The 13,998-nt window shown below is 71.7% G+C and carries 11 protein-coding genes and 1 pseudogene; 9 read left to right on the plus strand and 3 right to left on the minus strand.

The window, feature by feature from the left end; all coding sequences use genetic code 11:
- Window positions 1–94 precede the first annotated feature (94 nt).
- Genes ACIGXX_RS25905 through nudC form a run of 3 tightly spaced genes read left to right on the plus strand, consistent with a single transcriptional unit; the run spans window position 95 to window position 6,132 of the window.
- Window positions 95–3,694 (plus strand): UvrD-helicase domain-containing protein, encoded by a 3,600-nt coding sequence (locus ACIGXX_RS25905; RefSeq protein ID WP_399979182.1) that lies wholly within the window; start codon window positions 95–97, stop codon window positions 3,692–3,694.
- Window positions 3,695–3,704: 10 nt separating this feature from the next.
- On the plus strand, window positions 3,705–5,126 hold the full coding sequence (locus tag ACIGXX_RS25910) for a dipeptidase (RefSeq protein ID WP_361464377.1): 1,422 nt from the start codon (window positions 3,705–3,707) through the stop codon (window positions 5,124–5,126).
- Window positions 5,127–5,184: 58 nt separating this feature from the next.
- A complete protein-coding gene (gene nudC, locus ACIGXX_RS25915; RefSeq protein ID WP_351163577.1) occupies window positions 5,185–6,132 on the plus strand; it encodes an NAD(+) diphosphatase in 948 nt (315 codons plus the stop codon).
- A gap of 29 nt (window positions 6,133–6,161) precedes the next feature.
- On the opposite strand, the gene ACIGXX_RS25920 is transcribed toward nudC, so the two are convergent.
- Window positions 6,162–6,404: a mycoredoxin gene (locus ACIGXX_RS25920; RefSeq protein ID WP_160507106.1), complete on the minus strand. Its 243-nt coding sequence runs from the start codon at window positions 6,402–6,404 to the stop codon at window positions 6,162–6,164.
- A gap of 45 nt (window positions 6,405–6,449) precedes the next feature.
- Between ACIGXX_RS25920 and ACIGXX_RS25925 the strand changes: the two are divergent.
- The 5 genes and pseudogenes from ACIGXX_RS25925 (at window position 6,450) to ACIGXX_RS25945 (ending at window position 10,466) form a co-directional block, all read left to right on the plus strand.
- Window positions 6,450–8,763, plus strand: a pseudogene (locus ACIGXX_RS25925) (ATP-dependent DNA helicase UvrD2).
- Window positions 8,764–8,926: 163 nt separating this feature from the next.
- Window positions 8,927–9,286, plus strand: a complete 360-nt coding sequence (locus tag ACIGXX_RS25930) for a hypothetical protein (protein WP_351163583.1) — start codon at window positions 8,927–8,929, stop codon at window positions 9,284–9,286.
- Between the two features lie 167 nt (window positions 9,287–9,453).
- A complete protein-coding gene (locus ACIGXX_RS25935) occupies window positions 9,454–9,825 on the plus strand; it encodes a WhiB family transcriptional regulator (protein ID WP_351163586.1) in 372 nt (123 codons plus the stop codon).
- On the plus strand, window positions 9,822–10,145 hold the full coding sequence (locus ACIGXX_RS25940; RefSeq protein WP_351163588.1) for a hypothetical protein: 324 nt from the start codon (window positions 9,822–9,824) through the stop codon (window positions 10,143–10,145). The genes ACIGXX_RS25935 and ACIGXX_RS25940 overlap by 4 nt, the downstream gene beginning before the upstream one ends.
- A gap of 129 nt (window positions 10,146–10,274) precedes the next feature.
- Window positions 10,275–10,466: a hypothetical protein gene (locus ACIGXX_RS25945; protein WP_361464372.1), complete on the plus strand. Its 192-nt coding sequence runs from the start codon at window positions 10,275–10,277 to the stop codon at window positions 10,464–10,466.
- Between the two features lie 25 nt (window positions 10,467–10,491).
- Here the strand turns inward: ACIGXX_RS25945 and ACIGXX_RS25950 are convergent, their stop codons facing one another.
- A complete protein-coding gene (locus tag ACIGXX_RS25950) occupies window positions 10,492–11,868 on the minus strand; it encodes an ABC1 kinase family protein (RefSeq protein WP_399979188.1) in 1,377 nt (458 codons plus the stop codon).
- A gap of 41 nt (window positions 11,869–11,909) precedes the next feature.
- Window positions 11,910–13,103, minus strand: a complete 1,194-nt coding sequence (locus ACIGXX_RS25955; RefSeq protein ID WP_351163594.1) for a ThiF family adenylyltransferase — start codon at window positions 13,101–13,103, stop codon at window positions 11,910–11,912.
- A gap of 206 nt (window positions 13,104–13,309) precedes the next feature.
- Here ACIGXX_RS25955 and ACIGXX_RS25960 point away from each other — a divergent pair, with 206 nt between their 5' ends.
- Window positions 13,310–13,906: a M48 family metallopeptidase gene (locus ACIGXX_RS25960; RefSeq protein ID WP_351163596.1), complete on the plus strand. Its 597-nt coding sequence runs from the start codon at window positions 13,310–13,312 to the stop codon at window positions 13,904–13,906.
- Window positions 13,907–13,998: the final 92 nt, after the last annotated feature.

Below are 13,998 nucleotides of genomic sequence, written 5' to 3' on the forward strand. Positions count from 1 at the left end.
CTGATACCTGACGACTCCTGGCGCCAGCAGCGACGGCGGCCACCGACAGCCGGGGATGCCCCGATTGTCAGTGGCCGCCGCTAGCCTCTCTGACGTGTCACCTCGTATCACCGACCCCGAGCAGCTCAAAGAGCTCCTCGGCATCCCGTTCACCCCGGAGCAGACGGCCTGCATCACCGCGCCGCCCGCCCCGCAGGTGATCGTGGCCGGAGCCGGGTCGGGCAAGACGACGGTGATGGCGGCCCGCGTGGTCTGGCTCGTCGGCACCGGCCAGGTCGCCCCCGAGCAGGTCCTGGGCCTGACGTTCACGAACAAGGCGGCCGGTGAACTCGCCGAGCGGGTGCGCCAGGCGCTGATCAAGGCCGGGGTCACCGACCCCGAGGCGCTCGACCCGGACCATCCGCCGGGCGAACCGGTCATCTCCACGTACCACGCCTTCGCGGGCCGCCTCCTGACCGACCACGGGCTGCGCATAGGGCTCGAACCCACCGCGAGGCTGCTCGCCGACGCCACCCGCTTCCAGCTCGCCGCACGCGTGCTGCGCGAGGCGCCGGGCCCCTATCCCGCGCTGACCCGCTCCTTCCCCGACCTCGTCAGCGACCTCCTCGCACTCGACAGCGAACTCGCGGAGCACCTCGTGCGCCCCGACAGGCTCCGCGCGTACGACACCGAGCTGCTGCACGCCCTGGAGGGCGCCAAGCTCTCCAACGCAGACCTGCGCAAGGTGCCGGAGACGGCGGCGGCCCGGCTCGAACTGGCCGAGCTCGTCGGCCGCTACAGGCAGGCGAAGCGCGCCCGCGACCTCCTCGACTTCGGCGACCAGATCGCCCTCTCCGCGACGCTGGCCGACACCCGCGAGGAGGTCGGCGAGATCCTGCGCGAGGAGTTCCGCGTCGTCCTGCTCGACGAGTACCAAGACACGTCGGTCGCCCAGCGCATCCTCCTGGCGGGCCTCTTCGGAGGCGGCACGGGCCACCCGGTGACGGCGGTCGGCGACCCCTGCCAGGCGATCTACGGCTGGCGCGGCGCCTCCGTGGCGAACCTCGACGACTTCCCCGAGCACTTCCCGCACGCCGACGGCCGCCCCGCGGCGCGCCACGCGCTCAGCGAGAACCGCCGCAGCGGCGGCCGCCTCCTGGACCTCGCGAACGGCCTCGCGGAGCCGCTGCGCGCGATGCACGCGGGCGTGGAGGCCCTGCGGCCCGCCCCCGGCGCCGAGCGCGACGGCATGGTGCGCTGCGCCCTGCTGCGCACGCACGCCGAGGAGATCGACTGGCTCGCCGACTCCATCGCGCACCTCGTGCGCACCGGAAAGGCCCCCGGAGAGATCGCGGTCCTGTGCCGCACGGCGACGGACTTCGCGCAGATCCAGGGGGCGCTGGTCGCCCGGGACGTCCCCGTGGAGGTCGTCGGCCTCTCCGGGTTGCTGCACCTCCCGGAGGTCGCCGACCTCGTCGCCGTCTGCGAGGTGCTCCAGGACCCGGGCGCGAACGCCTCCCTGGTGCGCCTGCTGACCGGCCCGCGCTGGCGCATCGGCCCGCGCGACCTCGCCCTCCTGGGCCGCCGCGCACGCCTTCTCGTACGCCATGGGCACGCGGCTCCCGACGACCCGGACCGGCGTCTCGCCGAAGCGGTCGAGGGGGTCGACCCCGCCGAGGTGATATCGCTCGCGGACGCTCTCGACACGTTCCTGGAGACGCCCCTGGACGCGGACACGGAGGACGACGGCCTGCCCTTCTCGCCGGAGGCGAGGGTGCGGTTCGCCCGGCTCGCTGCCGAGCTGCGCGACCTGCGCCGCTCACTGGCCGACCCGCTGATGGACGTGCTGCACCGGGTGCTCGCCGTCACGGGCCTTGAGGTCGAGCTCTCCGCGTCGCCGCACGCCCTCGCGGCCCGCCGCCGCGAGACGCTCTCGAACTTCCTGGACGTCGCCGCGTCCTTCGCCGCCAACGACAGCGGGGCGAGCCTGCTGGCCTTCCTCGCCTTCCTGAGGACCGCCGCGCAGTACGAGAAGGGCCTGGACAACGCCCTGCCGGGCGGCGAGAACACGGTCAAGGTGCTCACCGCCCACAAGTCCAAGGGCCTGGAGTGGGACGTCGTGGCCGTCCCCGGCCTGGTCACCGGGACGTTCCCCAGCACCCAGGGGCGCGAGAAGTGGACGGCCCAGGGCAAGGTCGTCCCGCACGCGCTGCGCGGGGACGCGTCGACCCTGCCCGACATCGAGGCGTGGGACTCCCGGTCCATGAAGGCGTTCCACGAGGACATGAAGGAGCACCAGCGCACGGAGGAGCTCCGCCTCGGCTATGTGACGTTCACCCGCCCCCGCTCGCTGCTCCTGGGCTCGGGCCACTGGTGGGGCCCTTCGCAGAAGAAGCCGCGCGGCCCCTCGGACTTCCTCCAGGCGCTGTACGACCACTGCGCGGTGGGTCACGGGGAGATCGAGGCCTGGGCGGACGAACCGGAGGAGGGCGAGGAGAACCCCGCCCTGGTGGAGGGCGCCGCCGAGCACGCGTGGCCGCTCCCGCTGGACGACGCGTCCCTGGCCCGCCGCAGGGCCGCCGCGCAGACGGTCCTGACGCATCTGGACCGCCTGACGGGCGATCTGACGGGCGACCTCACGGGGGAGGGGGCGCCGGACGACGCCCGCTCGCACGAAGAGCCCCACCCGTCGGCGTACGACGACGTGCCCCCGGCCGAGGACCCGGACTGGCCGCCCCCTCCGGAGGACGAAGAGCCGCCCGAAGGTGTCCCCGAGGACCCTGAGGACCCCGAGGGCTGGGACTCCTGGACCGCGGCCCGCCCGGCGATCCCGCACCAGGCAGCGGCCCCGCCCACCGAGCCCGAAGCGCGCCCGCACCCCGCCGACGCCGCTGCCGACGCCCCTGTCGAGGCCCCTGTCGAGGCCGCCCCGGAGGACGCCCGCCCCACCCCGGAGCAGGCCCGCCTCACCCCGGAGGAGGCCCGCACCCTCGCCTCCTGGGACCGTGACCTGGACGCCCTCACCGGCGAACTCCTGCGCGCCCGCGAAGCGATAAGGGACATCCCCGTCCCCGCCTCCCTCACCGCGTCCGAAGTGCTGCGCCTGGCAGCCGACCCGGAGGGCTTCGCGCAGGAGCTCGCCCGCCCCATGCCGCGCCCGCCGCAGCCCGCGGCCCGCCGCGGCACCCGCTTCCACGCCTGGATCGAGACCCGCTTCGAAGAGCTGCGCCTCCCGCTGCTCGCCCCCGACGACCTGCCGGGCGGCGGCCCCGGAGAGGCCGAGATCGCCGACGAACGCGATCTGGACGCCCTCAAGGAAGCCTTCGAGCGCACCGAGTACGCCCACCGGACCCCTCACCGCGTCGAGGTTCCCTTCCAGCTGACGCTCGCGGGCCGCGTGGTCCGCGGCCGCATCGACGCGGTCTACAAGGAGGTCGACGGCGACGACGTGACGTACGAGATCGTCGACTGGAAGACGAGCCGCACCCGCACCGCCGACCCTCTCCAGCTCGCCGTCTACCGCCTGGCCTGGGCGGAGTTGCACGACGTGCCCCCGGAATCCGTGAAGGCGGCGTTCCTTTACGTGCGCAGCGGCGAGACCTCCCGCCCCGCGTACCTGCCGGGCCGGGCCGAACTGGAGCGGATCCTGCTGGAGGAACCGGGCGGGCAACCGGGTGACGAACCACCGGACGGATCGGCTCCCGGGGGCGGCTAGGCTCGTGACCATGAGCCAGTCCGTTGACAGTGACGTCAGTGGCGTCAGCGCCGTTCGTACGTACATCCAGACCCACCGTGCCGCCTTCCTCGACGATCTCGCCGAGTGGCTGCGCATCCCGTCCGTGTCGGCACAGCCCGACCACGCGGACGACGTGCGGCGCAGCGCGGAGTGGCTCGCGGCCCAGCTCAAGGAGACCGGCTTCCCGACCGTCGAGGTCTGGGAGACGGCGGGAGCGCCCGCCGTCTTCGCCGAGTGGCCCTCCGGGGACCCCGAGGCCCCCACGGTCCTGGTCTACGGCCACCACGACGTGCAGCCCGCGGCCCGCGAGGACGGCTGGCACACGGACCCCTTCGAGCCCGTCGTCCAGGGCAACCGCCTCTACGCGCGCGGTGCCGCCGACGACAAGGGCCAGGTGTTCTTCCACACACTCGGCGTCCGCGCCCACCTCGCCGCCACCGGCCGCACCGCCCCCGCGGTGAACCTGAAGCTCCTGGTCGAGGGCGAGGAGGAGTCGGGCTCCCCGCACTTCCGCGCGCTGATCGAAGAGCACAAGGAGCGCATCGCGGCCGACGCGGTGATCGTCTCGGACACCGGCATGTGGGCCGAGGACACCCCCACGGTCTGCACCGGCATGCGCGGCCTCGCCGACTGCGAGATCGAGCTGCGCGGCCCCGACCAGGACATCCACTCGGGCTCCTTCGGCGGCGCCGTCCCGAACCCGGCGACCGCCGCCGCGCGCCTGGTCGCCGCGCTGCACGACGAGCACGCGCGCGTGGCCGTCCCCGGCTTCTACGAAGGCATCACCGAACTCACCGACCGCGAGCGCGAACTCTTCGCCGAGCTGCCCTTCGACGAGGAGCGCTGGCTGCGCACGGCCAAGTCGCACGCGACCCACGGAGAAGCGGGCCACACCACCCTGGAGCGCATCTGGGCCCGCCCCACCGCCGAGGTGAACGGCATCGGCGGCGGCTACCAAGGACCGGGCGGCAAGACCATCGTCCCGTCGTCCGCCTTCCTGAAGCTCTCCTTCCGGCTCGTCGCGGGACAGGACCCGGACCGCGTCGAAGAAGCCGTCCGCACCTGGGTCGCCGACCGGCTGCCGGACGGAATCAGCCACACGATCACCTTCGGCGCCGCCACGCGCCCGTGCCTGACGCCGCTCGACCACCCCGCGCTGCAGTCCGTCGTACGGGCGATGGGGCAGGCCTTCGAGCAGCCGATCCGCTTCACCCGGGAGGGCGGTTCGGGACCGGCGGCCGATCTCCAGGACGTCCTGACCGCCCCCGTGCTCTTCCTGGGCATCTCCGTGCCGTCCGACGGCTGGCACGCACCGAACGAGAAGGTCGAACTCGATCTGCTCCTCAAGGGAGTCGAGACGACGGCCTACCTGTGGGGCGATCTCGCCGAGCACTGGCGCGATGCACACTGAGTCCCGCCTTGTCGACCTTGCCGCACCACCCATTCCATCGGGGGAGTTGGAAGCACCTGTGACCACCTGGACCGAACGCACCGCTGACCGTCCCGTCTCGCTCACCGCGCCGAGCGGCATCGATCGCGCAGCCCACCACCGCCTCGACGAGGCCTGGCTCGCCGCCGCCTGGAGCCACCCCACGACACGGGTCTTCGTGGTCTCCGGCGGTCAGGTGCTCATCGACGAGACACCGGACGGCAGCACCGAACTGGTGATGACGCCGTCCTTCGAGGCGCCCCTCACCGAGGCCCACCGCTACTTCCTGGGCACGGACGAGGACGGCGTCAGCTACTTCGCGCTGCAGAAGGACTCCCTGCCCGGCCGCATGGACCAGCAGGCGCGCCCCGCGGGCCTGCGCGAGGCCGGACTCCTCCTGTCGCCCCGTGACGCGGGCCTGATGGTGCACGCCGTCGCCCTGGAGAACTGGCAGCGCCTGCACCGCTTCTGCTCGCGCTGCGGCGACCGCACCGTCATCGCGGCGGCCGGCCACATCCGCCGCTGCCAGGCATGCGGCGCCGAGCACTACCCGCGTACGGACCCTGCGGTGATCATGCTGGTGACGGACGACCAGGACCGCGCGCTCCTGGGCCGCCAGGTGCACTGGCCCGAGGGCCGCTTCTCGACGCTGGCGGGCTTCGTGGAGCCGGGCGAGTCCATCGAGACGTCGGTGCGGCGCGAGGTCTGGGAGGAGGCCGGTGTCATGATCGGCGACGTCGAGTACGTCGCGAGCCAGCCCTGGCCGTTCCCCTCCAGCCTGATGCTGGGCTTCATGGCCAACGCCACCTCGTCGGAGATCAACGTGGACGGCGAGGAGATCTCCGAGGCGCGCTGGTTCTCCCGGGAAGACCTGCGGGCCGCATTCGAGTCCGGGGAGGTCCTGCCTCCCTACGGGATCTCGATTGCGGCCCGACTGATCGAGCTCTGGTACGGAAAGCCCCTGCCGAAGCCGGGCACCGTCGGCTAGGGCCCGTCCCGTGGGCGGGCCCCGGTCGCTCAGGCGGCCAGTTTCTGCTTCACCTGGGCGAGCGACGGGTTCGTCAGGGTCGAGCCGTCCGGGAAGAGAACGGTGGGAACCGTCTGGTTTCCGCCGTTCGCCTTCTCGACGAAGGCCGCGGAGTCCGGGTCGTGCTCAATGTTGATCTCGTTGTACGTGATGCCCTCGCGGTCCATCTGGCCCTTGAGCCGGCGGCAGTAGCCGCACCACGTGGTGCTGTACATCGTCACAGTGCCCGGCATGTGTCTCGCGCTCCTTTGTTGCTCGGGGTGCGTCATCGCAATGACCTGAACGTACGTGACCCGGCCACCATTCCCGCATTAGTACGACCGCAGTGGCCTCCCTGTGGACAACCGGGCTCACGGGCCTCCGGCGACCTGGCAGCATGGCGGGGTGACAGCAGCAACGCACTCCACCCTCTTCCCGCAGGTCCCGGACTCTGCCGACGCGGTGCTCGCCGGGCTCGACCCCGAGCAGCGCGAGGTGGCCACCGCCCTGCACGGGCCGGTGTGCGTCCTGGCAGGTGCCGGGACGGGCAAGACACGGGCGATCACGCACCGGATCGCCTATGGCGTGCGTGCCGGAATCCTCCAGCCGGCCAGCGTGCTCGCCGTCACGTTCACCAACCGCGCGGCGGGCGAGATGCGCGGCCGGCTGCGCCAGCTCGGCGCCTCCGGGGTCCAGGCCCGCACGTTCCACTCCGCCGCCCTGCGCCAGCTCCAGTTCTTCTGGCCGAAAGCGGTCGGAGGCTCGCTGCCCCGGATCGTCGACCGGAAGATCAAGATCGTCGCGGACGCGGCGGCCGCCTCCCGCATCCGCCTGGACCGCAATGAACTGCGCGACGTGACGAGCGAGATCGAGTGGTCCAAGGTCACCCAGACCGTCCCCTCGGACTATGCGGCCGCCGCCGCGAAGTCGGGCCGCCTCATCCCCCGGGACGCGGCGGAGATCGCCCAGATCTACGGAGCGTACGAAGACCTCAAGCGCGACCGCTCCGTCATCGACTTCGAGGACGTCCTGCTCCTGGCCGTCGGCATCCTCCAGGACCGCCACGACATCGCCGACCAGGTCCGCGCCCAGTACCAACACTTCGTGGTCGACGAATATCAGGACGTCAGCCCGCTCCAGCAGCGCCTTCTTGAGCTGTGGCTCGGCGACCGGGACAACCTCTGCGTCGTCGGTGACGCCAGCCAGACGATCTACTCCTTCACCGGCGCGACCCCCGACCACCTGCTGAACTTCCGCACCCGCCACCCCGGAGCGACGGTCGTCAAGCTCGTCCGGGACTACCGCTCCACGCCCCAGGTCGTCCACCTCGCCAATGGCCTGCTCTCCCAGGCCCGTGGCCGCGCCGCCGACCACCGCCTCGAACTGATCTCCCAACGCGACGCCGGAGCCGAACCGGTCTACGTGGAGTACGCGGACGAGCCCGCCGAGGCCGAAGGCGCCGCCCGCCGCATCCGGTCCCTCATCGCCGACGGCGTCCCGGCGAGCGAGATCGCGGTCCTCTTCCGCACGAACTCCCAGTCCGAAATCTACGAACAGGCACTCGCCGACGCCGGTGTGCCCTACCAGCTGCGCGGCGCCGAGCGCTTCTTCGAGCGCACCGAGGTCCGGGAGGCGGGCGCGGCCCTGCGCGGCGCGGCCCGCTTCGGGGGCAACGACTCGCTGCTCGACGACGTCATCGACCTGCCCTCGCAGGTGCGGGCCGTCCTCTCCACGAAGGGCTGGACGACACAGCCCCCGGCAGGCTCCGGCGCGGCCCGCGACCGCTGGGAGTCCCTGGCGGCCCTGGTGCGCCTCGCCGAGGACTTCGCGTCGGCCAAGGCCGACGCGACGCTCTCCGACCTCGTGGGGGAGCTGGACGAGCGCGCGAGCGCCCAGCACGCGCCGACCGTCCAGGGCGTCACCCTCGCCTCGCTGCACGCCGCCAAGGGCCTGGAGTGGGACGCCGTCTTCCTGGTCGGCCTCGCCGAGGGCATGATGCCGATCACGTACGCCAAGACCGACGAGCAGGTCGAGGAGGAGCGCCGCCTCCTGTACGTGGGCGTGACCCGGGCCCGCGTCCACCTCTCCCTCTCCTGGGCGCTGTCCCGCTCACCGGGCGGCCGCGCGGGCCGCCGCCCCAGCCGTTTCCTTGACGGGCTGCGTCCGGGCTCGGGAGCGGGCGCCGGAGCGCGCGCCGCGGGCGGCGGACCCGGCGGCATCGAGCGCGGCACCGGCGGCGAGGAGAGCGGCGTCGCCAAGAGCCGCCGGCGGACCAGCAGGTCACCGGCCAGGTGCCGGGTCTGCGGGCGGACCCTGACCGACGCGGGCGAGATGAAGCTGATGCGGTGCGAGGACTGCCCGTCCGACATGGACGAGGGACTCTACGAACGCTTGCGGGAGTGGCGTTCGGGCCAGGCGGAGCTGCTCGGCCAGCCCGCGTACTGCGTGTTCACGGACAAGACCTTGATCGCCATCGCGGAGGCCGCGCCCGACGAAGAGGGCGAGCTGGCCCGGATCCCCGGCGTCGGCGTGCGCAAGCTCAACCGCTTCGGATCTGATGTCCTCGCCATTTGTGCAGGTGGAGAGCCTGTAAGGGGCGCCGATGGCAACTGATTCAAACTCGTCGAAAAAATAGTTTGCGCATGCGCAAGGAAGACCCATAGGTTCTTAAGCACGGGAACGGCGGCTTCTCCGAAGCCCTCGCCCCGTGCTGTACTTAATAGCCCGCAGGATCGGTTCCGGCCGATCCCATAGACGCCGAGAGGAGGCGATTCCAGTGATCAGCAGCAACGAGAGCTTCATCAGCACCGTGAAAATGACCGATCGCTCGGTCGTCGCTTCCTGCCTGCTCGGCTTCTCGAACCTGGGCACCGGTCTGTCCGGTGGCATCGCTGCCGCCGCCAACCGTCCGGAGTCCTCCGTCCTGCCCATCGCCCTCCCGCGCGTTCTCAACGTTCTTCCGATGCGTGAGGTCAATGAAGGCAGCGAGCGAGCGACCAAGGCACCGGAAGCAGTAGTGACCCAGGCACAGGCCTATGCCTTTGCCGCAGCCGGTGCCGGATCCAAGAAGCAGACGACGCAGCACCACACGATGTGGGCCTTCCGTGGGCTCGAACCCTGGAGTGATCCAGTCTGATCGTCGATCAGACCGGCGCCTTCAGGGCCGCGGAACCCCACCCGGGATCCGCGGCCCTTCTGTTTTCCCCAAAACGGGATGACGGAGCGAAGGGGCCGAGCAAGACCCGGTACCAGCCGCCAACCGGCCGACCCAGGCCGGCACGACCAGACGAGGAAAACACCACCGTGCAACTCGAAGCGCACGCCCCGTCCGTACCGCCTTCAGCGACTCTCCCCCCGCCCGTTCCCACGGAGGACCCGACCTTGACTCCCCTGACCGCGCTCACCGCGCTCGACGACGCCATCGAGAACCTCGGCGTACCCGTTCCCTGCCGTGCCTACGACCCCGAGGTCTTCTTCGCCGAGTCGCCCGCGGACGTCGAGTACGCCAAGTCCCTCTGCCGTACCTGCCCGCTGATGGAGGCCTGCCTGGCCGGCGCCAAGGAGCGGCGTGAGCCGTGGGGCGTCTGGGGCGGAGAGCTCTTCGTCCAGGGTGTCGTCGTTGCCCGCAAGCGGCCGCGTGGCCGTCCGCGCAAGAACCCGGTTGTCGCCGCATGAACGCCACCGGAACGATCGATCGCCCCCTGACGCACGACCCCAAGAAGCAGGCCCCGATGAAGGCAGCCACCGCTGAGCCCGCAGGCTCCGCCACCCCAGACTTCACCACCACCGGTGCGAACGACTCGCGCCAGAACAGGACCCGCGAGATGCAACTCATCCCAGAAGCCCTGGCTCGTGCACATATGCACGAACGCATGCGTGAGGCCGAGGCCGAACGCCCGGCCGCCCGTCTGATGGCGGCCCGCCGGATGCAGCGCCGCGCCGAGCGCGCGTCGCTGCGCGCCCGGCGCGCGCTCGCCATCGCCGTCATGCAGTGACGGCCGACGCGACGAGCCGACGCGCTGACTGAGCAACACCACCCAGCCCGCGGGGGCCGGTCCGAACGGACCGGCCCCCGCGGTGCGTTGTGCCGGGCGAACCTCTCGGAGCGGCGATATGGTCGCCGGGTGGACCAGCAGACTCCTCAGCCCGCGGGCGCCGAGAATCTTGTGTGTTCCCGCTGCGGCACGGTCGCCGAAGGAGCACCGCTCACCTGGACCTGCTCGGTGGAGAACGGCGTCCGCCGCTACTTCTGCGACTCCTGCGCCCGCGAGAACCTCAGGGCCATCGAAGGACGGCTCGACTCTCCGTGGTGGTGAGGGCGGACCACGGCGTCAGGCCCGGTCAGGCTCCGGCCGCCGGATCTTCCGCCTCCTGCTCCTCCAGCTCGTCCGGCTCCTCCTCCAGGAAGCCCGGCAGCCACTCCTCGAGCTCGTCCCGCATCCGCACCGTCGCCCCGAGCTGACAGAGCACCCCGATCGTGCTCAACGTCACACGGTGGATCAGCAGATACGACGGCGGGAGGTTCAGCCGCTTGCCCAACTGGTAGGCGGGGGAGCGTGGATCGGCCACCCGTGCCGCCTGGCCGCGCATCCAGCCGCGGGTGAAGGTGAACTCCTCCACCAGCATCGGTTCGATGATCGGCAGCAGATAGTCGAGGACCGCGTCCGGTTCGAGCTCGACGGACTCCTGGACGAAGTCCTCCTCGCGCAACATCGCGTAGACCGCGTCGGCCTCGCCGTCGAGCGTCATCCGCAGGGAGCGGCCGATGGTCGGCGGCAGCCCGCCGGGCAACCGGTCCACCGTGCCGAAGTCCAGGACCCCGAGCCGCCAGCCGTCCTTCTCGTCGGGCAGCAGCCGGAAGTTGCCCGGATGCGGATCGGCGTGCAGCAGGCCGGTGCGCGCCGGGCCCGAGAAGAGGAAACGGGCAAGGAGCTGTCCCGCCCGGTCCCGCTGCTCCTGCGTGCCGTCCGCGATCACGTCCGACAGGGGCACCCCCTCGATCCACTCGGTCACCAGGACCTGCTCGCACTGGTGCACCACATCGGGCACCACGACATCGGGGTCGTCCGCGAACTCCTCGGCGTGCGCGTGCTGGGCCTGGGCCTCCAGGCTGTAGTCGAGCTCCTCGGAGACCCGGTCGCGCAGCTCCGCGATGAGCGGCTTGATGTCCATCCCCGGAATCAGCGGTCCCAGGAGCCGGGCGAACCTGCTGAGTTGGTTCAGATCGGAGAGCAGCGCCTCACCGGCCCCCGGATACTGCACCTTCACGGCGACCTCGCGCCCGTCCGCCCACAGCGCCCGGTGGACCTGGCCGATCGACGCGGCGGCGGCCGGCTTGTCGTCGAACTCCAGGAACAGCCCGCGCCAGTCCTCTCCGAGCCGCTCAGCGAGCACGGCGTGCACGGTGCGCGTCGGCATCGGCGGCGCCGCTTCCTGCAGCTTCGTCAGCGCGGCGCGATACGGCCCCGCGACCTCCTCGGGCAGCGCCGACTCGAAGACCGACAGGGCCTGGCCGAACTTCATGGCCCCGCCCTTGAGCTCGCCGAGCACCTTGAACAGCTGCTCCGCCGTGCGCTGTTGCAGCTCACGGCCGACGATCTCCGCGGACTTGCCCCCGATCCGCTTGCCGAGCCCCCAGGTCGCCCGCCCGGCGAAGCCGAGTGGCAGCGCGGCCAGTTTGGCGGTACGGGTTACCGCCTTCCGGGGAAGATCAGACATGCGCCCCTCCAAGTCCCAGACAGCCACGCCTTGTCAGGCGGTTACCCGGCCATTGTGTCGTGCTGCTTCCTGTCCCCGGCGGGGTGTTCCCCCTTATCCACCACTCCCGCCCCGCACGGGCACGTGAGATGCGGTGGCACCGGTCGTGCATGCCAGTCGAATCCGGGCACGGACGCCTCCCAGCGGACCCCCGCGCTCGCCGGTGCGGCCCCGTCCAGAAAGGCCAGGGCATGCGCCGCGGTGAGGCCGGCGACCGTGGTCGACAGTGCCAGATCACACGCGGTGACATGGCGCGCGCGTCCCGAACGCCACTGTGCCAGCATGCGCGGCCAGGTCGGATCCCGGTCCGCGCGGTCCAGCGCCAGACAGCCCGCGCAGGCTGTCGCCCCCGGCAAGACGAGCGGCCCCACCACCCCGGTTCCCTCGATCACACCCGCGTAGAGATGAGGTGTCCCCGCCGAGACGAGCGGCTCGGCGGCGAGCGGGTCGGGTGAATGGGCGTCGAGGCCGTCCCGCGGCGCGATGATCACGAGGGAGAGACCCGGCTCCCCTTCTCCCGCTGTCTCCGCTGACCCTGCTGCCTCCTCTGTCCCTGATGCCCCTGCTGTTCCCGCCCCCCTCCGGCCCCGGCGGGGCGGTCGGTCCGGAGCCGACTGCCGCACGACCCGTCGCGCCGCCGCGTCCCTGCGGGCGCCGACCGCGTCGGCGGGCAGCCCGCCCGGTGCCACGTCCCAGGGCTCGACGACCCCGCCCTCCATCACGTCGACCTGCCCCACGCCCGCCCCGGACAGCACCGAGGCCACCACCGCGCCCACCCGGCCCGCGCCCCGCACCTGTACCCGCATCGCGCGACGCGCCGCCAGCTTGCGCATCCCGTCACCCGGCTCGGGCGTCACGACCGAGAGGGAGGCCAGATCCGGACGCAGCCGGTCCATGGCCTGGCTTCGCTTGCGCAGTGCGTCGGCCGCCGAACCGCCGCCCGTCGCGTCGTCGAGGAGCCCCGCTCTGGACAGCCGCCGCACGAGCTGGTCCACGTGACCGTCGGGCAGACCCATCCGCCTGCCCTCGTCGCGCAGGAGCGGCAGCCCGCGTGTCCCGTCCAGGAGCTGGAGAAAGCTGCTTGTCGCCGTGTCCACCGGCCCGAGCACCAGGGCGTGGGCGGGCGCCACGCCGAACTGGATCGTGTTCAGATCGCGCCAACCGCGCCGCAACGCCGGTTTCAAGATCGGATGCATGGTCGTCCCCCGTGGTCATCCGGCGCTGTCGATCCCCGTCCGCATCGCCGGTCGACAGCCAGAATGCCCGCCTTTCCCGACACCCGCGGAGCGTTGTCCACAGGCAGGGGGTATTCGTCGTACTAATCGATCGCACGGGGAGCGATACCCCGCCGAACCGTCCCGGAGGCGGGACTTCCCCCACGCCCAGCGGGTAACGTCGGGGCGTGCCCGCCGACCCACTGCACCGCGCCGGAAACCCACAGCGCAGCACGACCAGCCCGCCGTCACCCGGCTCGGGGGCGAGCGCGGTCGAGGTCAGACGGAGCGCCCGCCGTCGCAGAACGGTCTCCGCGTACCGAGAGGGCGATCGCACCGTCGTGCTCATCCCCGCCCGCATGTCCGAGGCCGAGGAACAGCGCTGGGTCAACGTCATGCTCGACAAGCTCGCGGCCCAGGAGAGCAAGCGGGTCCTGGGCGACGCGGAGCTCGCCGAGCGCGCCGAGCGTCTTTCCGAGCAGTACTTCGACGCCCGGGCCAGGCCCACGTCCGTTCGCTGGGTCACGAACCAGAACACCCGATGGGGCTCGTGCACCCCGTCGGAGGGCAGCATCCGTCTTTCGCACCGGTTGCAGGGCATGCCCGAGTACGTCGTCGACTACGTCCTCGTCCACGAGCTCGCGCATCTCCTGGTCCCCGGGCACGGGCCCAACTTCTGGCAGCTCCTCGAGGCGTATCCCCGGACGGAGCGGGCCCGTGGGTACCTCGAAGGTGTGGTCGCGGCCGACCGGCTGCCCCATCTGCCCGCTGCCCGCGACGAGTGAACTTCCCGTGCTCCGTGAGGTTGTGTACCGGGTCTGTACCGGCTTGGTTCGTTGTCGGACTTTCCGGTTAGCCTGACGCGACGCATTTACAT

The sequence above is a fragment of the Streptomyces sp. NPDC055243 genome (assembly GCF_044544025.1).
In the GTDB taxonomy this organism is placed as follows: Bacteria; Actinomycetota; Actinomycetes; order Streptomycetales; family Streptomycetaceae; genus Streptomyces.